The 21,062-nt window shown below is 71.2% G+C and carries 14 protein-coding genes and 1 pseudogene; 9 read left to right on the top strand and 6 right to left on the bottom strand.

Going from position 1 to position 21,062, the window contains the following annotated elements:
* Positions 1-773 precede the first annotated feature (773 nt).
* The gene (locus ACF061_RS30075) at positions 774-1,379 is read right to left on the bottom strand and encodes a class I SAM-dependent methyltransferase (RefSeq protein WP_392270146.1); all 606 of its coding nucleotides are present in this window, start codon (positions 1,377-1,379) and stop codon (positions 774-776) included.
* A gap of 177 nt (positions 1,380-1,556) precedes the next feature.
* Here ACF061_RS30075 and ACF061_RS30070 point away from each other — a divergent pair.
* From ACF061_RS30070 to ACF061_RS30050, 5 genes and pseudogenes are all read left to right on the top strand, one after another.
* A pseudogene (locus ACF061_RS30070) lies at positions 1,557-2,596 on the top strand (SWIM zinc finger domain-containing protein); the annotation flags it as partial.
* Between the two features lie 529 nt (positions 2,597-3,125).
* On the top strand, positions 3,126-4,154 hold the full coding sequence (locus tag ACF061_RS30065) for a UDP-glucuronic acid decarboxylase family protein (protein ID WP_392270145.1): 1,029 nt from the start codon (positions 3,126-3,128) through the stop codon (positions 4,152-4,154).
* Positions 4,151-6,019, top strand: a complete 1,869-nt coding sequence (locus tag ACF061_RS30060; RefSeq protein ID WP_392270144.1) for a glycosyltransferase — start codon at positions 4,151-4,153, stop codon at positions 6,017-6,019. The genes ACF061_RS30065 and ACF061_RS30060 overlap by 4 nt, the downstream gene beginning before the upstream one ends.
* An 85-nt stretch (positions 6,020-6,104) precedes the next feature.
* The gene (gene galE, locus ACF061_RS30055; protein ID WP_392270143.1) at positions 6,105-7,172 is read left to right on the top strand and encodes a UDP-glucose 4-epimerase GalE; all 1,068 of its coding nucleotides are present in this window, start codon (positions 6,105-6,107) and stop codon (positions 7,170-7,172) included.
* Positions 7,163-8,587: a UDP-glucose dehydrogenase family protein gene (locus tag ACF061_RS30050; protein ID WP_392270142.1), complete on the top strand. Its 1,425-nt coding sequence runs from the start codon at positions 7,163-7,165 to the stop codon at positions 8,585-8,587. Before galE ends, ACF061_RS30050 begins: the two co-directional genes overlap by 10 nt.
* On the opposite strand, the gene ACF061_RS30045 is transcribed toward ACF061_RS30050, so the two are convergent.
* Together ACF061_RS30045 and ACF061_RS30040 are read right to left on the bottom strand one after the other, a co-directional pair.
* Positions 8,521-10,206: a right-handed parallel beta-helix repeat-containing protein gene (locus tag ACF061_RS30045; RefSeq protein ID WP_392270141.1), complete on the bottom strand. Its 1,686-nt coding sequence runs from the start codon at positions 10,204-10,206 to the stop codon at positions 8,521-8,523. The two genes, ACF061_RS30050 and ACF061_RS30045, sit on opposite strands and share 67 nt — an antisense overlap.
* A gap of 690 nt (positions 10,207-10,896) precedes the next feature.
* Positions 10,897-11,319, bottom strand: a complete 423-nt coding sequence (locus ACF061_RS30040) for a secondary thiamine-phosphate synthase enzyme YjbQ (protein WP_392270140.1) — start codon at positions 11,317-11,319, stop codon at positions 10,897-10,899.
* 59 nt (positions 11,320-11,378) lie between these two features.
* Here ACF061_RS30040 and ACF061_RS30035 point away from each other — a divergent pair, with 59 nt between their 5' ends.
* A complete protein-coding gene (locus ACF061_RS30035) occupies positions 11,379-12,461 on the top strand; it encodes an NAD(P)-binding domain-containing protein (RefSeq protein WP_392270139.1) in 1,083 nt (360 codons plus the stop codon).
* Positions 12,462-12,567: 106 nt separating this feature from the next.
* On the opposite strand, the gene mltG is transcribed toward ACF061_RS30035, so the two are convergent.
* Both mltG and ACF061_RS30025 read right to left on the bottom strand, forming a co-directional pair.
* Positions 12,568-13,431, bottom strand: coding sequence for an endolytic transglycosylase MltG (gene mltG, locus ACF061_RS30030; RefSeq protein ID WP_392270138.1), 864 nt, complete (start codon positions 13,429-13,431; stop codon positions 12,568-12,570).
* A 43-nt stretch (positions 13,432-13,474) separates the two neighbouring features.
* The gene (locus tag ACF061_RS30025; RefSeq protein WP_392270137.1) at positions 13,475-15,277 is read right to left on the bottom strand and encodes an ABC transporter ATP-binding protein; all 1,803 of its coding nucleotides are present in this window, start codon (positions 15,275-15,277) and stop codon (positions 13,475-13,477) included.
* Between the two features lie 114 nt (positions 15,278-15,391).
* Here ACF061_RS30025 and ACF061_RS30020 point away from each other — a divergent pair, with 114 nt between their 5' ends.
* Positions 15,392-15,847, top strand: a complete 456-nt coding sequence (locus ACF061_RS30020) for a MarR family winged helix-turn-helix transcriptional regulator (protein ID WP_392270136.1) — start codon at positions 15,392-15,394, stop codon at positions 15,845-15,847.
* A 30-nt stretch (positions 15,848-15,877) separates the two neighbouring features.
* On the opposite strand, the gene ACF061_RS30015 is transcribed toward ACF061_RS30020, so the two are convergent.
* Positions 15,878-16,627 (bottom strand): L,D-transpeptidase family protein, encoded by a 750-nt coding sequence (locus ACF061_RS30015; protein ID WP_392270135.1) that lies wholly within the window; start codon positions 16,625-16,627, stop codon positions 15,878-15,880.
* Between the two features lie 533 nt (positions 16,628-17,160).
* Here ACF061_RS30015 and ACF061_RS30010 point away from each other — a divergent pair.
* Both ACF061_RS30010 and ACF061_RS30005 read left to right on the top strand, forming a co-directional pair.
* The gene (locus ACF061_RS30010; protein WP_392270134.1) at positions 17,161-19,077 is read left to right on the top strand and encodes an ABC transporter ATP-binding protein; all 1,917 of its coding nucleotides are present in this window, start codon (positions 17,161-17,163) and stop codon (positions 19,075-19,077) included.
* Positions 19,074-20,855 (top strand): ABC transporter ATP-binding protein, encoded by a 1,782-nt coding sequence (locus ACF061_RS30005; RefSeq protein WP_392270133.1) that lies wholly within the window; start codon positions 19,074-19,076, stop codon positions 20,853-20,855. The genes ACF061_RS30010 and ACF061_RS30005 overlap by 4 nt, the downstream gene beginning before the upstream one ends.
* Positions 20,856-21,062 lie beyond the last annotated feature (207 nt).

The following is a 21,062-nucleotide window of genomic DNA, read 5'->3' as shown; positions in this document are numbered from 1 at the left end:
ACCAGGGTCTCGTGTGCCATGACTGGCGGCGACGGATCGAGGGGAGTCGGCCGCTGCCCCGGGGGGGACCGATGCACCGCAGCTGGTGACGGCGAGCACCAGGGTGGCGAGCGAGACTCCGGTGCGAAGTGTTGTGCGGCGGCTCCTGGGCTGCTGCCGGACGCGTATTGTCATTGCTTCTTCTCCCGGCCTGGACGAGCCGGGGCCGCCGCCGGCCGCGTGCTGCACAACCGATCCCGTCACGGCTAACCCGGCTTGCTGCGTCCATCACACCGTACGTTATTGGGCACTTGTTCGCCCCTCGGCGGGTGTGGGGATTCATGGTGGACCGGTGTGGCGACGCGGCAGCGCGCGGCGGTCCGGCGGCGGGCACCCGCCTGTGCCGCTCTTCGGGCCGCGCCGTCTGTTCGTCGCCGCCCACGTGCGGCTACGCGGTAGGTATGTCAGTTCGGGATCTCGGGACTTGCGGCAGGACCGGCCTTCCGGGATCCGGCGGCAGTGGGGCACGCCGCGTCTCGTGCAGGGCCCGAGCCACGGACGTCTCCGGCGCCGGCGCATCGGCGCGGGTGCGGGCCACGCCCGGGAATCCCACGCCGAGCCCGCGGCGCCTCCCGGACGATCACCCGTGGTCGACGACGCGACCGGCCGCGGCGATGCGCGGCCTCGACGGTGTGGCGAGAAGGCGTGGTCGGTACCGATCCGCGGTATGGCGAGAAGGCGTGGTCGGTACCGGTCCGCTCCGACCACGATGCGCGTGCCCGCTCCGCGTCACCTCACCGGCGGTGAACGCTGACGGCATAGCCGCCGCCGTCGTAGGGATCGGCGTCCCAGGTGGCGAAGCGGTCGACGAGGGTGAGGCCGGCCGCGGCGCAGCAGTCGTCGTACTCCGGCAGCGTGATGCCGGGCGGCACGGGCAGATGGGCCTCGTCCAGACCGAAGCCGGCGACCATCAGACCGCCCGGACGCAAGGCCGTGGACAGCCGCTCGACCACCATGGCCTCGGTGCCGGGAGCGAGCAACGGAAAGATGTTGCCTGCGGCGACGACCAGATCGAAGCCGCCCGCGACACCGACCCGGGCAGGCTCGAATTCGGCCAGGTCGATCTGGAACCAGGGCAGTTCCGGCGCCTGCTGCCGCGCCACGGCCAGCATCGACGCGTCAAGATCCACCCCGACACAGTCGTACCCGAGCTCCGCGAGCCGGATCATGACCCGTCCAGTACCGCACCCGGCGTCCAGCACCCGCGCTCCGGCGGGCACGAGAGCCGCGCAGAACCGCGCTTCTCCGTGCACATCCTCGCCGGTGCGGGCCAGGGCCGCGAACCGTGCGGCGTAGTGCTCTCCGGACGTACCCCCGGTCAACTCCCTCCAACGGCTCATGAGGCCCACTATAGGTCGACGGTTCGACCACTCGAAGAGGCCACCGAACTCGAGGCGCCGAAGACCGGCACCGAAGCCCGAGCCTCCGCGACGGTTGCCGAAGCCGTCCCCCCTCGCTCCGCCCGGGCCCCTGAGATGACGGGCGTCGACCGCACCACGCAGAGGTGGGAACGAATCATGCGCAGCCTCACCGAGGCGGACATCAAGGCGCTGACCGGAACCCGTTCCTTCGAACGCGGTCTCGGGTACCTCGACGCGGTGTCCGGAATCGAAGTCGGTGACGGCTGGGTCACCGCGTTCGTCCACGGCACGGAGCGTTACGAGGTGGAACTGAGCCTGGACCGGGCCGACGGGCCGGCCGGCGAGTGCGACTGCCCGTACGGTCCGGAAGGCAACTTCCGCAAGCACCTGGTCTTCCCTCGGCCTGACCGTACTGGCCCGGCACGAGAGCCTGCCGCGACAGCGGAAGGCGGCCCGGGAGCGTAAGCGGGGGCTCGACGAGTGGCTGTCCGCGCTGTCCAGGGACGAGTTGCTCACTGTGCTGCGGGAACAGGTCGGTGAGGACCGGCAGTTGCGACGACGCCTGGAGCTGCGGGCGGCGGGCGACCGCGGGGACCTCCCCGCGGTCCGGTCCCGCGTCCGCGACCTGCTGGACATCGGCTCCTTCGCACAGTATGGATACGTCGAATACTCCGACGCCCGCGCCTATGCCGACCAGGCCCGGGCAGGCCGTCTCCGCGATCGACGCGCTCAGCGGTTCCGGCCGGGCCGCCGACGCGGTCGACCTGGCGCGGGAGGCGATGCGGTTGCTGGCCGAGGCGGCGGAGAGCGTCGACGACTCGGACGGCCGGCTCGGGCGGATCGGCGCGGCCCTCGCCGACACGCATCTCGGCGCATGCCGTGCGGCACGCCCCGTCCCCGAGGAACTCGCGCGCTGGTTGGCCGGTCATGTGCTCGGTGACCTCGACGACGGCCTGACCGACATCGATCCGCTCGACCACGAGGACGTCCTGGGAGAAGCGGGGATGGCCGCCCTGCGTGAGTCGGCGGTCCGGTCCTGGCGGGCCAACCCCCGCGGCTGGGCGGAGAAGCGCCTGGTGGAGCACCTGGCCGGGGCGGGAGGCCATGTCGACACGGTGATCGCCGTGCACGCGGCCGACCTCTCACCGGACGGCCGCACACACCTGGTCATCGCCCGTGAGCTGGACGCCGCCGGTGGTCAGCTTCCGCACCGGTCGGACCGCGCGTTGTGCCGCTGTCAGGGCCACACCGACGGTCGCTCACGCGCTCGGGACGTGAACAACCACCGCGTCACGTTCCCCCCGACTCAGGGGAGCTCGGCAGGCCGAGTGGCGTACGGACAGTCACATGCCAGGCTGCGGAGGGAAGATGCGCGCCGGCCACGGCATGCCCGGCGGTGATCCGACGGGGCGGCGACGCCCGCGTGGAGCCCGGTCCGATCAGCCAGTCCGCCGCACTCGAGTGCCGTCACACCCAGGGATGAAACCGCGCGTGCATGATGCCTCCGTCGCACCCGGCAACGGCCGGACTGCGCGGCGGGTCGCCCCTACCCGTTGATACCGGCTGATCGGCGCAACCGGCCCGGCTGTTCTCCCAGAAAGCGGCAAGCACTCATACAATCAGTCCACGGTCTTTGATGCAGGCCGTCTCTCGCCCTGGCAAATGTCCACTTACACCTGTGCCGGGCGGAGCGACAGAATCCTTCGGTAATCACCAGGAGAATTCATGCGCGTGGCCGTGACAGGTGGTGGCGGTTTCCTCGGGTCGCATCTCTGCGAAGCGCTCCTTCGGCGTGGTGACGAGGTCGTATGTCTTGATGACTTCTCCACCGGCGACCCGTCGAACATCGCCGCCTTTATCGGAAATCCGGCTTTCGAACTCGTGCGGGGTGACGTCAGCCAGTCGGTCGACGTGCGGGGCGCGGTGGACGCGGTGGCTCACCTGGCCAGCCCGGCCTCGCCCCCCGATTACCTCCGACGTCCGCTGGAAACCCTTGCGGTGGGCAGTCGCGGCACGGAGAACGCGCTTCGGTTGGCTACGCAGCACGGCGCCCGCTTCGTTCTCGCCTCCACGAGCGAGGTGTACGGAGACCCAGAAGTACATCCTCAGGACGAGACGTACTTCGGCAACGTGAATCCCGTCGGGCCGCGCAGCGTCTACGACGAGGCCAAGAGGTTCGCCGAGGCTCTGACACAAGCCTACCGGAGGAATCGCGCAACGAATACGGGAATCGTCCGGATCTTCAACACCTACGGTCCGCGGATGCGCCCGCACGACGGTCGAGTCGTCTCCAGTTTCGTGGTCCAGGCACTTACCGGAGAGCCGTTGACCATTTATGGCGACGGGAAGCAGACGCGCAGTTTCTGCTACGTCGACGACCTGGTGCGCGGGATCGTCCGCATGCTGAACCATGACGAACCCGGACCGGTCAACCTCGGAAATCCCGTCGAACTGACGGTTCTCGAACTGGCCGGACTGGTCCTCGACCTGACCGGATCCCGGGCCGAGATTCAGTTCCATCCGCTGCCCGTCGACGATCCCGCCCGTCGCCGGCCGGTCATCGCCCGGGCGTCGGAACGCCTGGGCTGGGTGCCCGAGGTGGGAATCGAGGAGGGACTGCGTCGGACGATCGAGTGGTTCGCCGAGCGGCCCGGTGACATCACCGCTGCGCTCGCGGCGATTCGAGGCGGGCAGCAGGACGGGGCGACGGCCCCGGAGGGCCGACTGCCCATCACCACCCCCGCGACCTCGTGACACAGACGGATCCCGGCCCCGCGACCGACGCCGCCGTCGGCCGCGGTCCGCGGCCGACGGACACCGACGAGGCGATGAGAAACCACCTGCTGACCCTGTCGTCGGGCAACGTCCTCGACACACAACCGATCGGGCCGGTGTTCGGCAATCCGCGCACATCGCTCGACCCGATCCCCAAGGCGTGGATTCCCCGGCTGCGCAGAGCGGACCGGGTGACGTTGGCGCTGCTCGCCGGGTGCTGGCTGGCTGCCCTTGTGTGCTTCTGGGAGTGGTGGGTGCGTCCGGAGCACCGGGTCGGCTGGCCCGGTTTCGTGGCCAACAGCGCGTTGCTGCTGTACCTGTCGCTGCTGCCGCTGTACTTCGTCGTCGTCGTGCTGCGGCTGCGCACCTTCGACCCGTCCGCCGAAGTGCCGCGACTGCGCACAGCGTTCGTGGTGACCCGGGCCCCCTCCGAACCCTGGAACGTCGCGCGCACCACGCTCATCGCGATGCTGCGTCAGGACTTCCCCCACCCGTACGACGTCTGGGTGTGCGACGAGGACCCGGACCAGGAGATCCTGGACTGGTGCGCGGCCAACGGCGTGCGCGTGTCCTGCCGGCGCGGGATCGCCGCCTACCACCGGGACGCCTGGCCCCGTCGCACCCGGTGCAAGGAGGGCAATCTCGCGCACTTCTACGACCACTGGGGATATCGCGACTACGACGTGGTCGCTCAGCTCGATGTCGACCACGTGCCCCGGCCCGGCTACCTGAAGGAGGTGGTCCGGCTGTTCGCCGATCCGGCGGTCGGTTATGTGGCCGCCCCCAGCGTGTGCGACGCCAACGCCCGCACATCGTGGTCAGCCCGCGGGCGGCTGCACCGCGAGGCCACCTTTCACGGGCCGATGCAGCTCGGCCACTCCGTCGGCCTGGCACCGCTGTGCATCGGCTCCCACTACGCGGTGCGGACCCGTGCCCTGCGGGACATCGGCGGGATCGGGCCCGAGCTGGCCGAGGATTTCTCGACCACCTTCCTGCTGAACTCGGCGGGTTGGCAGGGCGCCTTCGCCATTGACGCCGAGGCCCACGGCGACGGCCCCCTCACCTTCGCCGCGATGGTGACGCAGGAATTCCAGTGGTCGCGGAGCCTGATGGTGATGCTGCTCGGCATGCTCCCGAAGCATCTGCGTCGGATGCCGCCCCGGCTGAGGCTGCGCTTCACCTTCGCACTCTCGTACTATCCGTTGCTGGCAGTGACCACGACCGGTGGGCTGCTACTGCCCCCTGTCGCCGCGGTTACGGGCATTCCGTGGATCGACGTCAACTACGCGGCATTCCTCGTCCATTTCTGGGCCATGTCGTTCTTCCTCGTCCTGCTCACCGCGCTGCTGCGACGGCGTGGGCTGCTGCGGCCCGTCGACGCGCCGTTGCTGAGCTGGGAGGGATGGTTGTTCGCACTCACTCGCTGGCCGTACGTGGCCTGGGGAGCCGTGGCAGCGCTGGTGCAGTTCCTGCGGCCGAGGGAAGTCGTCTTCAAGGTGACGCCCAAGCGCCGTGACGGAATGGAGCCGCTGCGGCTCCGTCTGATGCTCCCCTTCCTTTCGATCAGCGTCGTTCTGTCCGGGGCAGCCCTGGTCGGGGAGCTGACCGGTCCAGCAATCGGCTATGTGTTCCTCTGTCTGCTGGGTTCACTGTCGTACGGGGTGGTGACGATCGCGGTAGGCGCCCTGCACATCCGGGAGACCGCTCGCTCCGCAGGCGTCGACGTGTGCGAAGCCCTGCACACCGCCGCCCGGCCGTTGATCGCTGGACTCGTCGCGCTTGTACCGCTGGCCTGGGCGCTACTGCTGTTTCCGGCTCGCGCACGTGGAGTCCTCGTGGGCTGATGCCCACGTGTCCCCGAACCTGCCCGCGTGTGTCAGTCGGGTCCCGTCCGGACTCCCGCTCCTCCCGTCGAATCGAGGTATCTCCGTGCCCGAAACGGTTCTGGTGACCGGTGGCGCAGGTTTCATCGGCAGCCATACCTGCGTCGAACTGCTCGACCATGGCTACGAGGTCGTCACCGTGGACAACTACGTCAACAGCTCCCCCCAGGCACTGGACCGCGTCGCCAAGATCGCCCGTCGGCCGCTCACCGCTGCGTACGACGTCGACGTGCGCGACCGGAAGGCTCTCTCCGAGGTTTTCGCATCCCACCCAGTGGACGCCGTCATCCACTTCGCGGCTCACAAGGCGGTCGGAGAGTCCGTGTCCCTGCCGACCGAGTACTACGACACGAACGTGGGCGGCACCTGCGCACTGCTGTCGGTCATGCGCGAGCACCGGGTCCACCGGCTGGTGTTCTCCTCGTCGTGCTCCGTGTACGGCGACGCCGAGACGGTGCCGCTGACCGAGGACAGCCCCGTGGCGCCCACGAACCCGTACGCCTGCACCAAACTGATGTGCGAGCACATTCTCCAGGACGTGTGCGCACGCCTCAGTGAGATGAAAGTGCTCGCGTTGCGCTACTTCAACCCCGTAGGCGCCCACCCGAGCGGTCTGCTCGGCGAGGCCCCGCGTGGCATCCCCAACAATCTGATGCCGTACGTCGCACAGGTCGCCGTGGGCCGCCGGGAGAAGCTGAGCGTCTTCGGAGACGACTACCCCACGCCCGACGGCACGGGAGTACGGGACTACATCCACGTCATGGACGTCGCGGAGGGCCACCGGGTCGCCGTCGAGCACTTGGACGACCACACCGGCATGCAGGTGTTCAACCTCGGGACGGGCACCGGCACCTCCGTGCTCCAGCTGATCTCTGCGTTCAGCGAGGTGAGCAGGCGCCCGGTGCCCCACCAGGTCGTCGAGCGCAGGGCGGGAGACGTCGCCGCACTCGTCGCCGACGCGAGCGCGGTGGCCACGGCCTGGCGCTGGAGCACCACACGTGACCTCACCGCCATGTGCCGCGACACCTGGCGGTTTCAGGAACTCAATCCTGACGGATACTCCCCCGACCTCGTGCATGCCGGCCCGAAGACAGGAGAACTCTCATGCGGTTGACCGTCATCGGTACGGGATACCTCGGAGCCGTACACGCCGCATGCATGGCCGACATCGGACACGAGGTCCTCGGAGTCGACACCGACACAAGGAAGGTGGAGGCCCTCGGGGCAGGCCGGGCACCGTTCTTCGAACCCGGCTTGCCGGAGATCCTCGCCAGGAACACCAGGTCCGGGCGCCTGCGCTTCACGACCTCCCTTCAGGAGGCGGCGGACTTCGCCGACGTGCACTTCGTGTGCGTCGGCACACCTCAACGCCCCGACTCCCTCGCCGCCGACCTGAGCCACGTCGATGCGGTCGTCGACGGCCTCGTGCCGCTCCTCACCCGCGACAGCCTGATCGTCGGCAAGTCGACCGTCCCGGTGGGCACCACTCGCTCGCTCAGCCGCAGGGTGTCGGCGGCAGCCCGTCCCGGAGTCGGGGTTCAGGTCGCCTGGAATCCGGAGTTCCTGCGCGAGGGATTCGCTGTCCAGGACACGCTGCGCCCCGACCGGCTGGTGGTCGGGGCCACCGCGTCCCACGCCGATCAACTGCTGCGCAGCGTGTACGAGCCGATGCTGCGGGCCGGTGTCGTCTACATCAGCACCGATCCCGCCACCGCGGAACTGGTGAAGGTCGCCGCCAACTCCTTCCTCGCGACGAAGATCTCGTTCATCAACGCCATGGCGGAAGTGTGTGACGCTTCGGGCGCCGACGTGGTCACACTCGCCGATGCCCTCGGCCACGATGCGCGCATCGGGCGCAGGTTCCTTTCCGCCGGCCTCGGGTTCGGCGGCGGCTGCCTGCCCAAGGACGTTCGCGCCTTCCTCGCCCGGGCCGAGGAATTGCAGGTCGGGGATGCGGTGTCGTTCCTGCGCCAGGTCGACCGGATCAACGACCGGCAGCGCCGGCGGGCGGTCGACTTCGCCCGTCATCTGCTCGGCGGTGCGTTCGCCGGACGACGGGTCGCCGTACTGGGTGCCACTTTCAAACCCGACAGCGACGATGTACGGGACTCACCGGCGCTGGCCGTCACCGCGGAAATCCTCGCGCAGGGCGCCGACGTTCGCGTGCACGACCCGGAAGGCATCGACAACGCGCGGGCCGCCTTGCCGGGTCCGGCGTACTGCACGGACGTCATGGAGGTGTGCCGGGACGCGGATGTGGTGCTGCACCTGACGGAGTGGCGTCAGTACCGCGCGCTCGACCCCGCGAGGCTGGCTGAGACGGTCCGGGCGCCACGGCTGCTCGACGCCCGCAACGCCTTGGACCAGGCGGCCTGGCAAGCGGCCGGCTGGCACGTCCGTGCCCTGGGACGTCCCACGTCCGTGCCGCAGCCCGGGCAGCGCGCCGTCCACGTCACGGTCTCTCAGGCCCTCGGTGCGGCCGGCACGGCCCCCGCACCGGGGGACCCGGTCAGCGGGGTTCCGAGGTAGTCCACCGGGCCGGGGTCGATTCCGAGGGCCTTCAGGTCCACCACCGCACCGGCCAGCGCGGGGGCGCACCGGGATGCCAGTGCGCCCCGCGTCGGACCACTGTCTCGTACGTCGGAGCCGCTCGTGGGCAGCGGGACCTCAACGAGGCAGGGGTCGTCGCCGGTTCCGGTGGCTCGCGAGCCGGCCATCTCCTGACGCGACTCGCTCCGCCAGGCGGACAGATCGGTGTACCAGCGCTCGCCCCACTGCAGGTTGAAGCCCGTCGGGCTGTGGTAGTCGTTGCCCTGCATCACCACTTCCGACGTGTCGAAGTACTTGTGGGCTGCCACCACGGGAGAGCCGTCCGTGAGGAACACGTTGTTGCGCACCGAAACGGCGCCGAGGCTGGGCTGCAGCCGCAGCGCGGGGGCCCGGACCGATCCCTCCGTCGCAGCCAGCACGGTGTTCTGATAGATCGCGAGGTTCGTGATCCGCGATCCGAATACCACGATGCCGCCGTAGTCCTGAAGCTTACGGCTGTTGTTCTGGCTGATGTTGTAACGGATCGCGTTGTTCGTGTGCGCCGAGTTCGAGGCGGCGGAGAACGCAAGGAAGCCCGCGCCGTCGTTCCCGTACGACAAGTTGTACTGCACCAGCGAGTAGGACACGTTGTTGTCCAGGTCGAAGCCGCCGCCGTCCACCTGGGACCCGGTGTGGTTGCCGTAGGCGATGTTCCTCTCCAGGATCATCCGTGTCGAGTCGTACGTCCAGATACCCTCCGGGCCCTCCAGAGCGGCCGGCGCAGAGGATCTCCCGTTGTCGTAAGCGACCGACCCCCTCACCACACCGCGGTGGACGCTGCCGAGGACGATTCCGCTGCCGGTGTTGCGGTCGGACGCCTGCGGGTCCCCGTCATTCCTGAACGCCACCACTTTCGAGACCGTCACGTCCTCGTGCGCGTAAGCAGGCGCTCCCGCGTTGAAGGGGGGGCCGTCCGAGATGAGACCGGCGTCCTTGTTGTCGTGCACCGCGCAGTCATTGATCACCACGTCCTGGAAGCCGGACGCTTCGGCGCCGCTGTGCAGTCGGATGCCGTTGCGGAAGCCCGACACGTCGACGCCCGTGACCCGGACGTACGGCAGCCTGTGCTTCCTGGGCAGGTCGCTGATGAAGGCGATGCCGTCCTGCGACCGGTAGGACGTGGTGTCCCCCGCCAGGATCAGGTTGCGGATGACGATCCCGCTCGTGTTGTTCACCTTGATGCCGTGCGTGCCTGCGGCCGCGATCACCGCACGGCCCTCTCCATAGGACTCGACCAGCACGGGCATGCGGGCGTTTCCGGCGTCGTCCTGGCCGATGGTCAGCGTGCCGGAGAACCGCGCGCCGCCCTTCAGCAGGAGGTGATCGCCCGGCTCCAGCCGTACCGTGTCGGCGCGCCGCAGCGTGCGCCAGGCCGTCTGCGGCGTGCGGCCGTCGGCATCGTCATCGCCCTCGGGACTGAGATAGAACGTACGTCCCTCCTGCCTGGCCCCCGACACGGAGACGCGCGGGACGGACGTGCTGACCCCGGCCAACAGCAACGCCGTTGCCCCCAGGCCCATCAGGATGTGGTGCCACTGCCGGCCGGTGACGGCCTCCATTCGCCCTCCGATGACCGGCCGCGGCGATCCGGTGGCTCTCCTGGTGTCGTTCCGCCAACGCAATATCGCTCCTGTCCGGGCGATCGCCGAACGGCCTCCGGTCCGTGAGGGCCGCCAAGCTCACCCTGGCGTGCGGTCCTGTGATCGGCGGACCAGCGCGCGGAGTCCGGCTCAAGCCACGTCTGATCGGCCCCCTGCCACCGCAATGGACGGATTGCCGCCTTGGTCCGACCGGGGGTCCTTTCGGTGGCCGCTCGGGAGCGAACCTCGGTCTTCTACTCCCGGACGGATCCCACTGCGCCGCCGCCAGAACCACTCGAACACGCACTGAGGGCGAGCGCCCGTCATCCGAAGGTACCGGAGGTGCACACCAAGCGCTGTCCGGCACTGGTCAGACGTCACCGAGGATCGACCAGTCAGGGGAGGCCGACGAACGGCGTCAGTTCTTGCCGGACACCCGGGCCGGTCTCCGCAGGCCATACCCGTAGCGGCGATCGCCGGGGTGACGTGCGTCGGGCGGACCGGGCCCGGGACCCACGGCTCGCCCGCCTGCCCGCGTACGCCAGTCCTGCCCACGCAGCCGCCGACAGCACAGCGAGCGGCAGGCAACGTACCTGCCGCTCACGGACTGATCACGTACGGGCCGACAGACGTCCACCAGGACCCGATGCCGCAGTGCCGTCACACGCGTCAGCCGAGGAAGCTCAGCCGTACCTGGCGATTCGGATTGTCCTTGTTGGTGTCCACCAGGCACACCGACTGCCAGGTGCCCAGTTCCAGGCGGCCGGCGAGGACCGGGATCGTCGCGTGCGGCGGGACGATCGCGGGCAGGACGTGGTCACGGCCGTGGCCGGGGCTGCCGTGGCGGTGCTGCCAGCGGTCGTCCGCGGGCAGCAGGGTGTGCAGGGCGGCGAGGAGGTCGTCGTCGCTGCCGGCGCCCGTCTCGATGATCGCGATCCCGGCGGTCGCGTGCGGCACGAACAGGTTCAGCAGGCCGTCGCGGCCGTCGGAGGTCTCCCGCAGGAAGGTTTCGCAGTCGCGGGTGAGGTCGACGACCCTCTCACGCGATCCGGAGGCGACGTTCAGCACTCGGGTGGTGAAGGCATGTGACATGCCCCCATCCTCTCCGATGCCCGGGGAAGATCCGGGCCCGTGGCGCGGTTGACGCCTGCGTGAACAGGACACGCGAGGTCGCAGTGGTCGTCGTGGGCGCCGGGCAGGCCGGCCTGTCGAGCGCCTATCACCTGCGGCGCGCCGGTCTCCGGCCGGACCACGACTTCGTCGTCCTCGACCACTCCCCCGGCCCGGGCGGCGCCTGGCAGTTCCGGTGGCCGTCGTTGACGTTCGGCAAGGTGCACGGGATGCACACCCTGCCGGGGATGGAGCTGACGGACGCCGATCCCGCGCGGCCGTCGGCCGATGTCGTCGCCGAGTACTTCGCCGACTACGAGCGCACGTTCGATCTGCGGGTGCGGCGGCCGGTGGACGTGCGCGCCGTACGGGAGGGCACGGGTGGGCGGCTGCTCGTGGAGACTTCCGACGGGACGTGGGCGACGCGGTCCCTGATCAACGCGACCGGCACCTGGGACCGGCCGTTCTGGCCGCGTTGTCCGGGCCAGGAGACGTTCCGCGGAAGGCAGTTGCACACGGCGCAGTACACGGGGCCCGAGGCGTTCGCCGGCCGGCGGGTGGTCGTGGTCGGCGGTGGCGCGTCCGGCACCCAGCACCTGCTGGAACTCGCGCCGTACGCGGCGGCCACCACGTGGGTGACCAGGCGCCCGCCGGTCTTCCGTGAGGGGCCGTTCGACCAGGAGGCGGGCCGGGCCGCGGTCGCGCTCGTCGACGAACGGGTGCGCCAGGGGCTGGCGCCCCGCAGTGTCGTCTCGGTCACCGGCCTTCCGTTGAACGACGCCGTACGCAAGGGACTGGCGGACGGAACCCTGGACCGGCAGGCCATGTTCGACCGGATCACGCCGGACGGCGTGGCGTGGCGTGACGGGCGACGGGTCGCGGCCGACGTCATCCTCTGGGCGACCGGATTCCGGGCCGCGCTCGGACACCTGGCGCCGCTGGGGCTGCGCGAGCCGGGTGGTGGCATCCGTGTGGAGGGTACGCGGGCGGTCGCCGACCCGCGGGTCCATCTGGTCGGCTACGGCCCCTCGGCCAGTACCGTCGGAGCCAACCGAGCCGGTCGCGCGGCCGTCCGGGACATCCTGCGGCCGACGGCCGGGGCGGTCGGGGGCGCGGCGGCCTGAGACTCGTCCGGCCGTCGCGGCGGCGGCCTGAGCCCCGTCCGGGCATCCGGCGGCCGCCTTCCTCACCGGGCTCGGCGGCCGGTGCGACGGCCGGGGCCCGTGCGGCTCACTTCTCGGGTTTCGGGCTGTCGTCCTGCTTCCGGGCGGGGCCCTGCCGGCGGGCTTCGAAATCGGCGATGTTGCGCTGGTGCTGGGCGTAGTCGTCGGTGAAGCGCGTGTCCCCGGGTCCGACGGTGACGAAGTACAGCCAGTCCCCCGGGGCCGGGTCGAGCACGGCGCGCATCGCGTCCTCGCCGGGGTTGTCGATGGGGGTCGGGGGAAGTCCCATGCGCCGGTAGGAGTTGTACGGGCTGTCCAGGCGTGTGTCGTCCTCGGTCGTGCGGGCGGTGGCTCGGTTCAGGGCGTAGCGCAGGGTGGAGTACATCTGCAGCGGCATCCCGTGCCTCAGCCTGTTGAACACCACCCGGGCCACCTTCGCCATGTCGTCCCTCGAGGCGGACTCGGCCTGGACGATGCTCGCGATGGTGACCGCCTGATGGAGGTTCATGGAGTCGCGCTGCGCGCCCGCGGCGACCGGCGCCGTGCCGAACCTCTGGTTGGCCGTGTCGACCATGGCGGACAGCAGCGACCGCGCGGTCGCCTTGTCGTCGACCGGGTACGTCGCCGGGAAGAGGTAGCCCTCCGGGTTGCCCCCGGCGGCGTTCGGCAGCTTCAGGCCGGCCTCGGCCGCCGTCCGCCGGGTGCTGCCGGCGGGCAGGGCGAGGGCCTGGTCGACGGCGGCGTACACCTGGCTCGCCCGCCACCCCTCGGGAATGACCAGCGTGCGCGGGCGCGTGGGCCCGTCGCCGTCCAGGGTCAGCAGCGGCACCGCCACGGCGGTGCCGGCCAGCACGGCCCCGGACACGACGAGGACCATCCGGCCCCGGCGCGTCAGTTTGACGGTGTTCCGTGACGGAGCGTTCGTCTGCATGGGGGCACGGTAACCCCCATGAGCTCATAAACCTGGCATATCTTCAGCTTGTCGGTTCCAGTTGGGCGTCTCGGCGGACCAGCGCCGCATAGCGCCCGTCGAGCTCCAGGAGTTCCTGGTGGGTGCCACGTTCGGCCACGCGCCCGGAGTCGAGGACCACGATCTGGTCGGCGCCGCGGACGGTGGACAGCCGGTGGGCGATGGTGAGCGTGGTCCGGTTGGCCGACAGGGCGTCGATGGCTTCCTGCACGGCCGCCTCCGTTCGGGTGTCCAGAGCACTGGTCGCCTCGTCGAGGAGGAGCACCGGCGGGTCGCGCAGGATGGTGCGGGCGATGGCCAGGCGCTGCTTCTCGCCGCCGGAGAAGCGGTGGCCGCGTTCCCCGACGACGGTGTCGTAGCCGTCGGGCAGGGCCGCGATGTGGTCGTGTATCTGAGCCGCCCGAGCGGCCGCTACCAGTTCCTCGTCGGTGGCGTCCGGCTTGGCGAAGCGCAGGTTCTCCGCGACGGAGGCGTGGAAGAGGTAGGTCTCCTGGGAGACGACGCCGACGGCTCGGGCGAGTGTGTCGAAGTCGAGGTCGCGCACGTCGATCCCGTCGAGGGTGACACGGCCGCCGGTGACGTCGTAGAGCCGGGGCACCAGGTAACCGAGGGTGGACTTGCCGGCGCCGGTCGGGCCGACGATCGCGAGGCCGCTGCCCGCCGGGACCGTGACGTCGATGCCGTCGAGGACGGGCGCGCCCCCGTCGTCGTAGCGGAAGGCGACGTCCTCGAAGCGGACCTCGCCCCTGATCCGGTCCAGCCGGACCGGCCGCTCGCGCTCGGTGATGTCGATCGGCAGGTCAAGGTACTCGAAGATGCGCTGGAAGAGCGCCAGCGAGGTCTGGATCTGCACCCCGGTCGACAGCAGGCTCACGGCCGGCCGGAACAGGCCCTGCTGGAGCGAGACGAAGGCGACGATCGTGCCGATGGAGACCTTCGGGCCGCCGAGCTGGAGTGCCGTGCCCGCGGTCCAGTAGATGACGGCCGGCATGGCGGCCATGACGATGGTGATGACGGCCATGCGCCAGCGCCCCGCCATGTTCGACCTGACCTCGAGGTCGACCAGGCCTTCGGACTCCTCGGCGAAGGACGCGGTCAGCGAGTCCGAGCGGCCCATCGTGCGGCCGAGCAGGATGCCGCTGACGGAGAGCGACTCGGTGACGGTCGCCGCCATCGCGGCCATCTGCTTCTGCCGCTGGGTGGTGATCTTCTTGCGCTCGTTGCCGACGCGGCGGCTGATCCACACGAACACCGGGAGCAGGAGCAGCGAGACGACCGTCAGCCGCCAGTCGAGGGCGACCATCGCGACGACGGTGGCGACCACGCTGGTGAGGTTGGAAACCAGCGAGGTGGCGGTGGAGGTGACGGTGGCCTGCATGCCGCCGATGTCGTTGGCGATGCGGGACTGCACCTCGCCGGTGCGGGTGCGGGTGAAGAAGGCGAGCGACATGCGCTGCAGGCGGCCGTAGACGGCGGTGCGCAGGTCGTGCATGACGCGCTGGCCGACGGTCGTGGAGATCAGTGTCTGCAGGACCCCGAAGACGCTGGTGAGGACCGCGCTGAGGATCATGCCCGCGGCGAGCAGGCTCAGCAGGCCGGTGCGGCCCTGCGGGATCGCGACGTCAAGGGTCTCCCTCAGCAGGAACGGCGTCGCGACGGAGACCAGCGAGGAGGCGCCGACGAGCAGGCCGACGACCGCGAGACGGCCCCGGTAGGGGCGGAAGAGCTTCAGGATGCGGCGCACCTGCCGGGGTTGTTCCCCGGCGTCGGCGGGCGGGGTCCAGGAGGGCTGACGGTCGGGGTGCATGGGCTCCTACGGGGTGTGCGGGCGCCGTCCCGGTCAGGGGAGGGCGATGATTCACGGATCCTAGCTCATTGTTACCTATGCTCACAATGAACATGGTCCTGATATTGTTCCCGCATGACCAGCCCCGACCCCGACGGCCTCCTCGCCGAGCAACTGCTGCGGCTCACCCGGCGGGTGCACCGCATCCAGAAGCGCCACCTGGAGGAGCGCGCCCTGGGCATCACACCGGCCCAGTCCCGGCTGCTGCGCACGCTGGCGCACTTCGGCGGACCGCCGCGCATGGCCGATCTCGCCGAGTCCCTGGAGGTCGTGCCCCGCGCGGTGACCACGCTTGTGGACGCCCTGGAGGCGGGCGGCAAGGTGCGGCGGGTCCCCGATCCGACCAACCGCCGGGTGATCCGCGTCGAACTCACCGACGACGGCCGCGCGGCCCTGCGCCAGCTGCACGACGCCCGCCGGGCCGCGGCGGAGGAGATCCTCGACCCCCTGACAGGCCCTCAGCGCGAGGCGCTCGGCGGCCTGCTGGACACACTGGTGGGTACGGTGCCCCCGCGGGGCCGCCACTGCTGAGTCACGGCGCCCCGCCGGGCCCCGCGGCGGCTACGCCCGCAAGTTGGCCCTGTCCCCCATCACCACCACGGGTTCGTCCTCGGGGTCCAGTGTGCGCAGCAGGTACTCCATCGCGGACTCCGGAACGCTGACACAGCCCAGCGTGCCGTCGCCGTGGTCCAGGTGGAGCCAGATGCCGCCGCCCTTGTCCTGCCCCTGAGGACGGGTCGGGTCGTCGGGACGGGTGCCGCGCAGGCGGTTGTAGTCGATGGCGATGACGTAGTCGAAGTCGTGCCAGTGCGCCTCGTCCCAGTAGTAGGGGGAGGTGAAGGCCTCCTCGTCCTGGGTGTAGGGCAGCCGGGCGCCCGGGTCGTCGAGGATGCCGCCGGCGTCGGAGAGCGTGAACACACCCACCGGACTGCGCTCGTCACCTTCGTGATGGTCCGTCGTCCAGCCCCGCTTGCCGTTGTGCGCCGCCCAGCTGCCGGTGCGCTGCCACACCTCCCCCTGCCGCTCGTAGAGCACGAGCGTGGAGTCGGGGGAATCCTCACCGTCCCCGTAGACCACCACCATCTGACGGGTGCCCGCGGGGATCCGCCGCCACATCCGGTCACCGACACCCGGGACGCGGACCGGCTTCGCGATCGGACTGGGCCTGGCGGTCCCCGAGGGGCCGCCGGGCCTGGGGACGTCCGTGTGGCGGACCTCGGTCCGCGGGCCGCCGCACGCGGCCAGAGCCGTCAGCAGGAAACCGCAGGCCGCCACCGCGGCCGTCGCACGCCTTGTACCGCCTCTTCGCATGATCCCATGGTGGCCGTCCCGAACGGAATGATCTACCTGGTATTGGACCAAATAGCCTTATCCGCTGCTTTTTATGACCAAGTGACTATGTCGGTCAGGTGTGCGAGCGTGTCGGCCTGGTAGGCGCGCGTCGGCGGACAGGGACATGCCGAGCGGGCGCGAAAGGTCCTCCGGGCTGCCGGGTGCGCTCCGCACGGGCCCCAGGGTGTCGGGCCGACGCGGGACCGTCCGCGAGCGGACCGCCGGGACTCCGTGGACAGGGAGGCACCCACTCCGGGGGACCGGTCCGGGCGTGCGGTGGGCGCGGGGGCCCCGGGCTCAGGCGTGCCCCGGCCGGCAGGCGTGCGCCGGCCGGGGCACACCGGCGCACGCCCCGGTGCCGAGGAGCGCCGGGGCCCTTGGTCGCGAAGGCCCGTCAGCGGCCGGGCACGGAAAACCGTTTGCTTCCGGCGACTGCGTGAAGCGAGGCTGTCACGGCTCGTCGCCGCCTCCGGCGACCCCGTTCCGCCCCTGACACGAGCCACTGGGACGTCATGCAGATTCAAGACCTTCCGTATCCCGACCCGGGTGTGCCCGACGCACGCTCGGGTCCCCGATTCCTGTGGTGGCTGGGTCGGAACCAGCTCGGCGGCCAACTGAGAGCACTGGCCTGGGGACTGCTGCACTTCGCCTCGGTCTCCGCCCTCCCGTTCTGCGTCGGCCTCGCCGTCCAGGCGGTCGTCGACCGCTCCGGCACCCGACTCGCCCTGACCGGCGCACTACTGGTGCTGGCCTGCGCGGGCAACGCGCTCGGCGACACCTTCCTGCACCGCGCCGCCGTCACCAACTGGATCACCGCGGCCGCACGTGTCCAGCAGCTGCTGGCCCGCAAGGCCGCTCAGTTGGGTTCGGCCCTCACCCGGCGGGTCGCCGCCGGCGAGGTGGTGGCCGTGTCCACCGGCGACGTGGAGAAGATCGGCTGGTTCGTGGAAGCGGTGTCCCGGTTCACCGCCGCGGCCCTCACCATCCTGCTGGTCTGCGTCGCCCTCATCGTCTACCAGCCGGCCCTCGGCCTGATCGTCGCGGTGGGGCTGCCCGCCCTGGCACTCGCGGTGCTGCCGCTGCTGCCCCGCGCGACCCGGCGTGCCGACGTACAGCGCGAGAAGGCCGGCCGGGCCACCGAACTGGCCTCGGACACCGTGGCCGGGCTGCGGGTGCTGCGCGGCATCGGCGGCGAGGAACTGTTCCTCGACCGCTACCGCCGTGCCTCCCAGGAGGTACGGCGGGCGGCGGTCCGCAGCGCCCGCATGTGGTCCCTGATCTCCGCGATCCAGGTGCTGCTGCCGGGCCTGCTGCTGATCGCGGTGGTCTGGTACGGCGTGCACCTGGCCCGCGCCGGCCGGATCACCGTCGGCGAACTCGTCACCGTCTACAGCTCCGTCATGGTCCTCACCTATCCTCTGCGGCACTTCGAGGAGATCGCCATGGCGTACTCCTTCTCCCGCCCGTCGGCCGGGCGGGCCGCGCGGGTGCTGTCGCTGGAGCGCACGACGGAGCCGCAGTGCGCCTCGGAGCCGAGCGGGGCGCGGGGGACGGAGCCGGAGAGCACGGGGACCCCGATGACCGCGGCCGAGGCCGACGCGCCGTCCGACGGCCTGTACGACCCGGCGACAGGGCTGCGGGCGCCCGCCGGGCGCCTGACCGCCGTGGTCTGCGGTGATCCCGACGCGGCGGGCCGCCTGGCGGAGCGGCTCGGCGGCCACTCCGCCGGGGTCAGGCCGGGAGGCTCGGTGCTGCTGGACGGCGTGGCTCTCGACGAGCTGCCGCTCGACTCGGCGCGCACGGCCGTCCTGGTGCAGGACAAGGACCCGGTACTGCTGTCGGGCTCGCTGCGCGACCTGCTCGACGTTCCCTCCTCGGGCGACGTCACCCCGCAGGCGGCGCTGACGGCGGCGCAGTGCGGTGACGTCCTGGCGGCGCTCGCACAGTCCTCCGTGGAGGCCGAGGACCCGATGGACGTCCGCATCACCGAGCGCGGCCGGTCCCTGTCCGGCGGCCAGCGCCAACGGCTGGCCCTGGCCCGGTCCCTGATCACCGACCCGCGGGTGCTCGTGCTGGACGAACCGACCTCGGCCGTCGACTCCCACACCGAGGCGCGGATCGCGGAGGGGCTGCGGAGCCTGCGGGCCGGGCGCACCACGGTGGTCCTCACCTCCTCGCCGCTGCTCCTGGACCGCGCCGACCGGGTGGTACTGATCCAGCGGGGCCGCGTCGCGGCGGTCGGCGCGCACCGCGACCTGATCCGGACCGAACCCCGGTACCGGGCCGTGGTGACACGTGAGACGGACGAGGAACGCGCCGTGAGCGAGGTGCTGAACGGCGAGGGGACGCTCAGCGCACCCGCCGCCGCGCCCGCACAGCAGGAGGCCGCCCCGCGGGGCGTGCTGGAAGAGATCGAGGAGACCGCATGATCGGCGTGGCCCCACCCGCGTACGACCCGGCGGCCCCGACGACGGCGAACACCCTGCCCGTCGGCGCCTCCGCCACCGTACGCGCCTACGTGACCGAACTGTGGCGCCGGCACCGGCGAGCCTTCGTCCTCCTCGTCGCCGTCAACACGGTCGCCGTGCTCGCCTCCATGGCGGGTCCCTGGCTGCTGGGCGGTCTGGTCGAGCGGGTCTCCGACGGCACGCGGGAGCTCCGTCTGGGGCTCACCGCCACGCTGTTCGTGCTCGCGCTGATCGTCCAGGCGGTGTTCGTCCGGGAGGTGCGGCTGCGCGGCGCCGTGCTGGGCGAGCGGATGCTGGCCGATCTGCGGGAGGACTTCCTCGTCCGGTCGGTCGGGCTGCCACCGGGCGTGCTGGAACGGGCGGGCACCGGCGACCTGCTGTCGCGCATCACCACCGACATCGACCGGCTCGCCAACGCGATGCGCGAGGCCGTGCCGCAGCTGGCGATCGGAGTGGTGTGGGCGACGCTGCTGCTGGGCGGTCTGGTCGTCACGGCGCCGCCGCTCGCCGCGGCCGTGCTGCTCGCTCTGCCGCTGCTGCTGGTCGGCTGCCGCTGGTACTTCCGCCGGGCGCCGTCCGCGTACCGCTCGGAGGCCGCGGGCTACGCCGCCGTGGCCGCCGCGCTCGCCGAGACCGTCGACGCCGGCCGCACCGTGGAGGCGCACCGCCTCGGCGACCGACGCATCGCCCTGTCGGAACGCCGGATCAAGGAGTGGACGGCGTGGGAACGCTATACGTTGTGGTTGCGGTCGGTGCTCTTCCCGGTCATCAACGTCACCCATGTGACGGTGCTCGCCTCGGTGCTGATGGCCGGCGGCGTGTTCGTCCTGCGGGGATGGATCGGGGTCGGCCAGCTGACCACGGGCGCGCTCATCGCGCAGATGCTCGTCGATCCGGTGGGGCTGATCCTCCGCTGGTACGACGAGCTGCAGGTGGCGCAGGTGTCGCTGGCCCGGCTGGTCGGTGTCCGTGACATCGAGCCGGACGCCGGGGACCCCTCGCTCGTCCCCGACGGACGGGACGTCCGCGTCGACGGGGTGCGTTTCGGCTACCGCGAGGGCGTCGACGTGCTGCGCGAGGTCTCCCTGCGGGTGACACCGGGCACCCGGGTGGCCCTGGTCGGCCCTTCCGGCGCCGGCAAGTCCACGCTGGGCCGCCTCCTCGCCGGGATCTACGAACCCCGGGAGGGCCGGATCACCCTCGGCGGCGCGGAGCTGTCCCGGATGCCCGCCGAGGGCGTCCGCTCCCACGTGGCCCTGGTCAACCAGGAGCACCACGTCTTCGTGGGCACACTGCGCGACAATCTCCTGCTCGCCCGTTCCGGCGCCGGCGACGCCGAGCTGTGGGCCGCGCTGGGCGCGGTGGACGCCGACGGCTGGGCCCGTGTCCTCGACGACGGCCTGGACACCGAGGTCGGCTCGGGCGGCCTCGCGCTCACCCCGGCCCAGGCGCAGCAGATCGCGCTGGCACGTCTGGTCCTGGCCGACCCGCACACACTGGTCCTGGACGAGGCGACCTCGCTCCTCGACCCGCGCGCCGCCCGGCATCTGGAGCGGTCCCTGGCCCGGGTCCTCGACGGCCGTACGGTCGTCGCCATCGCCCACCGGCTGCACACCGCCCACGACGCGGACGTCATCGCCGTGGTCGACAACGGCCGCATCAGCGAGCTGGGCAGCCATGACGAGTTGGTCGCGGCGGACGGCGCGTACGCGGCGCTGTGGCGGTCCTGGCACGGCTGAGCGGTCGGCGGCGGTGCCCCGGAAGCCGCGTGGCGGCGGTACGCGGAAGGCACCGGTGGGCGGGTGCGGCGCCGGGCGGTAGCCGGCGGTCGGCGCCGGGTGGCGCGCCCCGGGAACGCCGCCGACGGGCGGGACGGGCGTGCCCCGGCGACCGCCCCGCCGGCCTGGCACCGCGCCGTGCGCGGCGGCGGTACCGGGAGCGGTGTC

It is taken from the genome of Streptomyces sp. NPDC015220, from assembly GCF_043079345.1.
GTDB lineage: Bacteria > Actinomycetota > Actinomycetes > Streptomycetales > Streptomycetaceae > Streptomyces.
The sequence above is the reverse complement of the archived record's forward strand: the minus strand, read 5'-3'. Positions and strand labels throughout refer to the sequence as shown.

Bases quoted from the DNA above. Each gene is read 5' to 3' on its own strand.
- ACF061_RS30065 (WP_392270145.1), top strand. From the start codon at position 3,126: ATGCGCGTGGCCGTGACAGGTGGTGGCGGTTTCCTCGGGTCGCATCTC.
- ACF061_RS30075 (WP_392270146.1), bottom strand. From the start codon at position 1,379: ATGAGCCGTTGGAGGGAGTTGACCGGGGGTACGTCCGGAGAGCACTAC.
- ACF061_RS30015 (WP_392270135.1), bottom strand. From the start codon at position 16,627: ATGCGAAGAGGCGGTACAAGGCGTGCGACGGCCGCGGTGGCGGCCTGC.
- ACF061_RS30010 (WP_392270134.1), top strand. From the start codon at position 17,161: ATGCAGATTCAAGACCTTCCGTATCCCGACCCGGGTGTGCCCGACGCA.
- ACF061_RS30040 (WP_392270140.1), bottom strand. From the start codon at position 11,319: ATGTCACATGCCTTCACCACCCGAGTGCTGAACGTCGCCTCCGGATCG.
- ACF061_RS30005 (WP_392270133.1), top strand. From the start codon at position 19,074: ATGATCGGCGTGGCCCCACCCGCGTACGACCCGGCGGCCCCGACGACG.
- ACF061_RS30025 (WP_392270137.1), bottom strand. From the start codon at position 15,277: ATGCACCCCGACCGTCAGCCCTCCTGGACCCCGCCCGCCGACGCCGGG.
- ACF061_RS30045 (WP_392270141.1), bottom strand. From the start codon at position 10,206: ATGGAGGCCGTCACCGGCCGGCAGTGGCACCACATCCTGATGGGCCTG.
- ACF061_RS30050 (WP_392270142.1), top strand. From the start codon at position 7,163: ATGCGGTTGACCGTCATCGGTACGGGATACCTCGGAGCCGTACACGCC.
- mltG (WP_392270138.1), bottom strand. From the start codon at position 13,431: ATGCAGACGAACGCTCCGTCACGGAACACCGTCAAACTGACGCGCCGG.
- ACF061_RS30020 (WP_392270136.1), top strand. From the start codon at position 15,392: ATGACCAGCCCCGACCCCGACGGCCTCCTCGCCGAGCAACTGCTGCGG.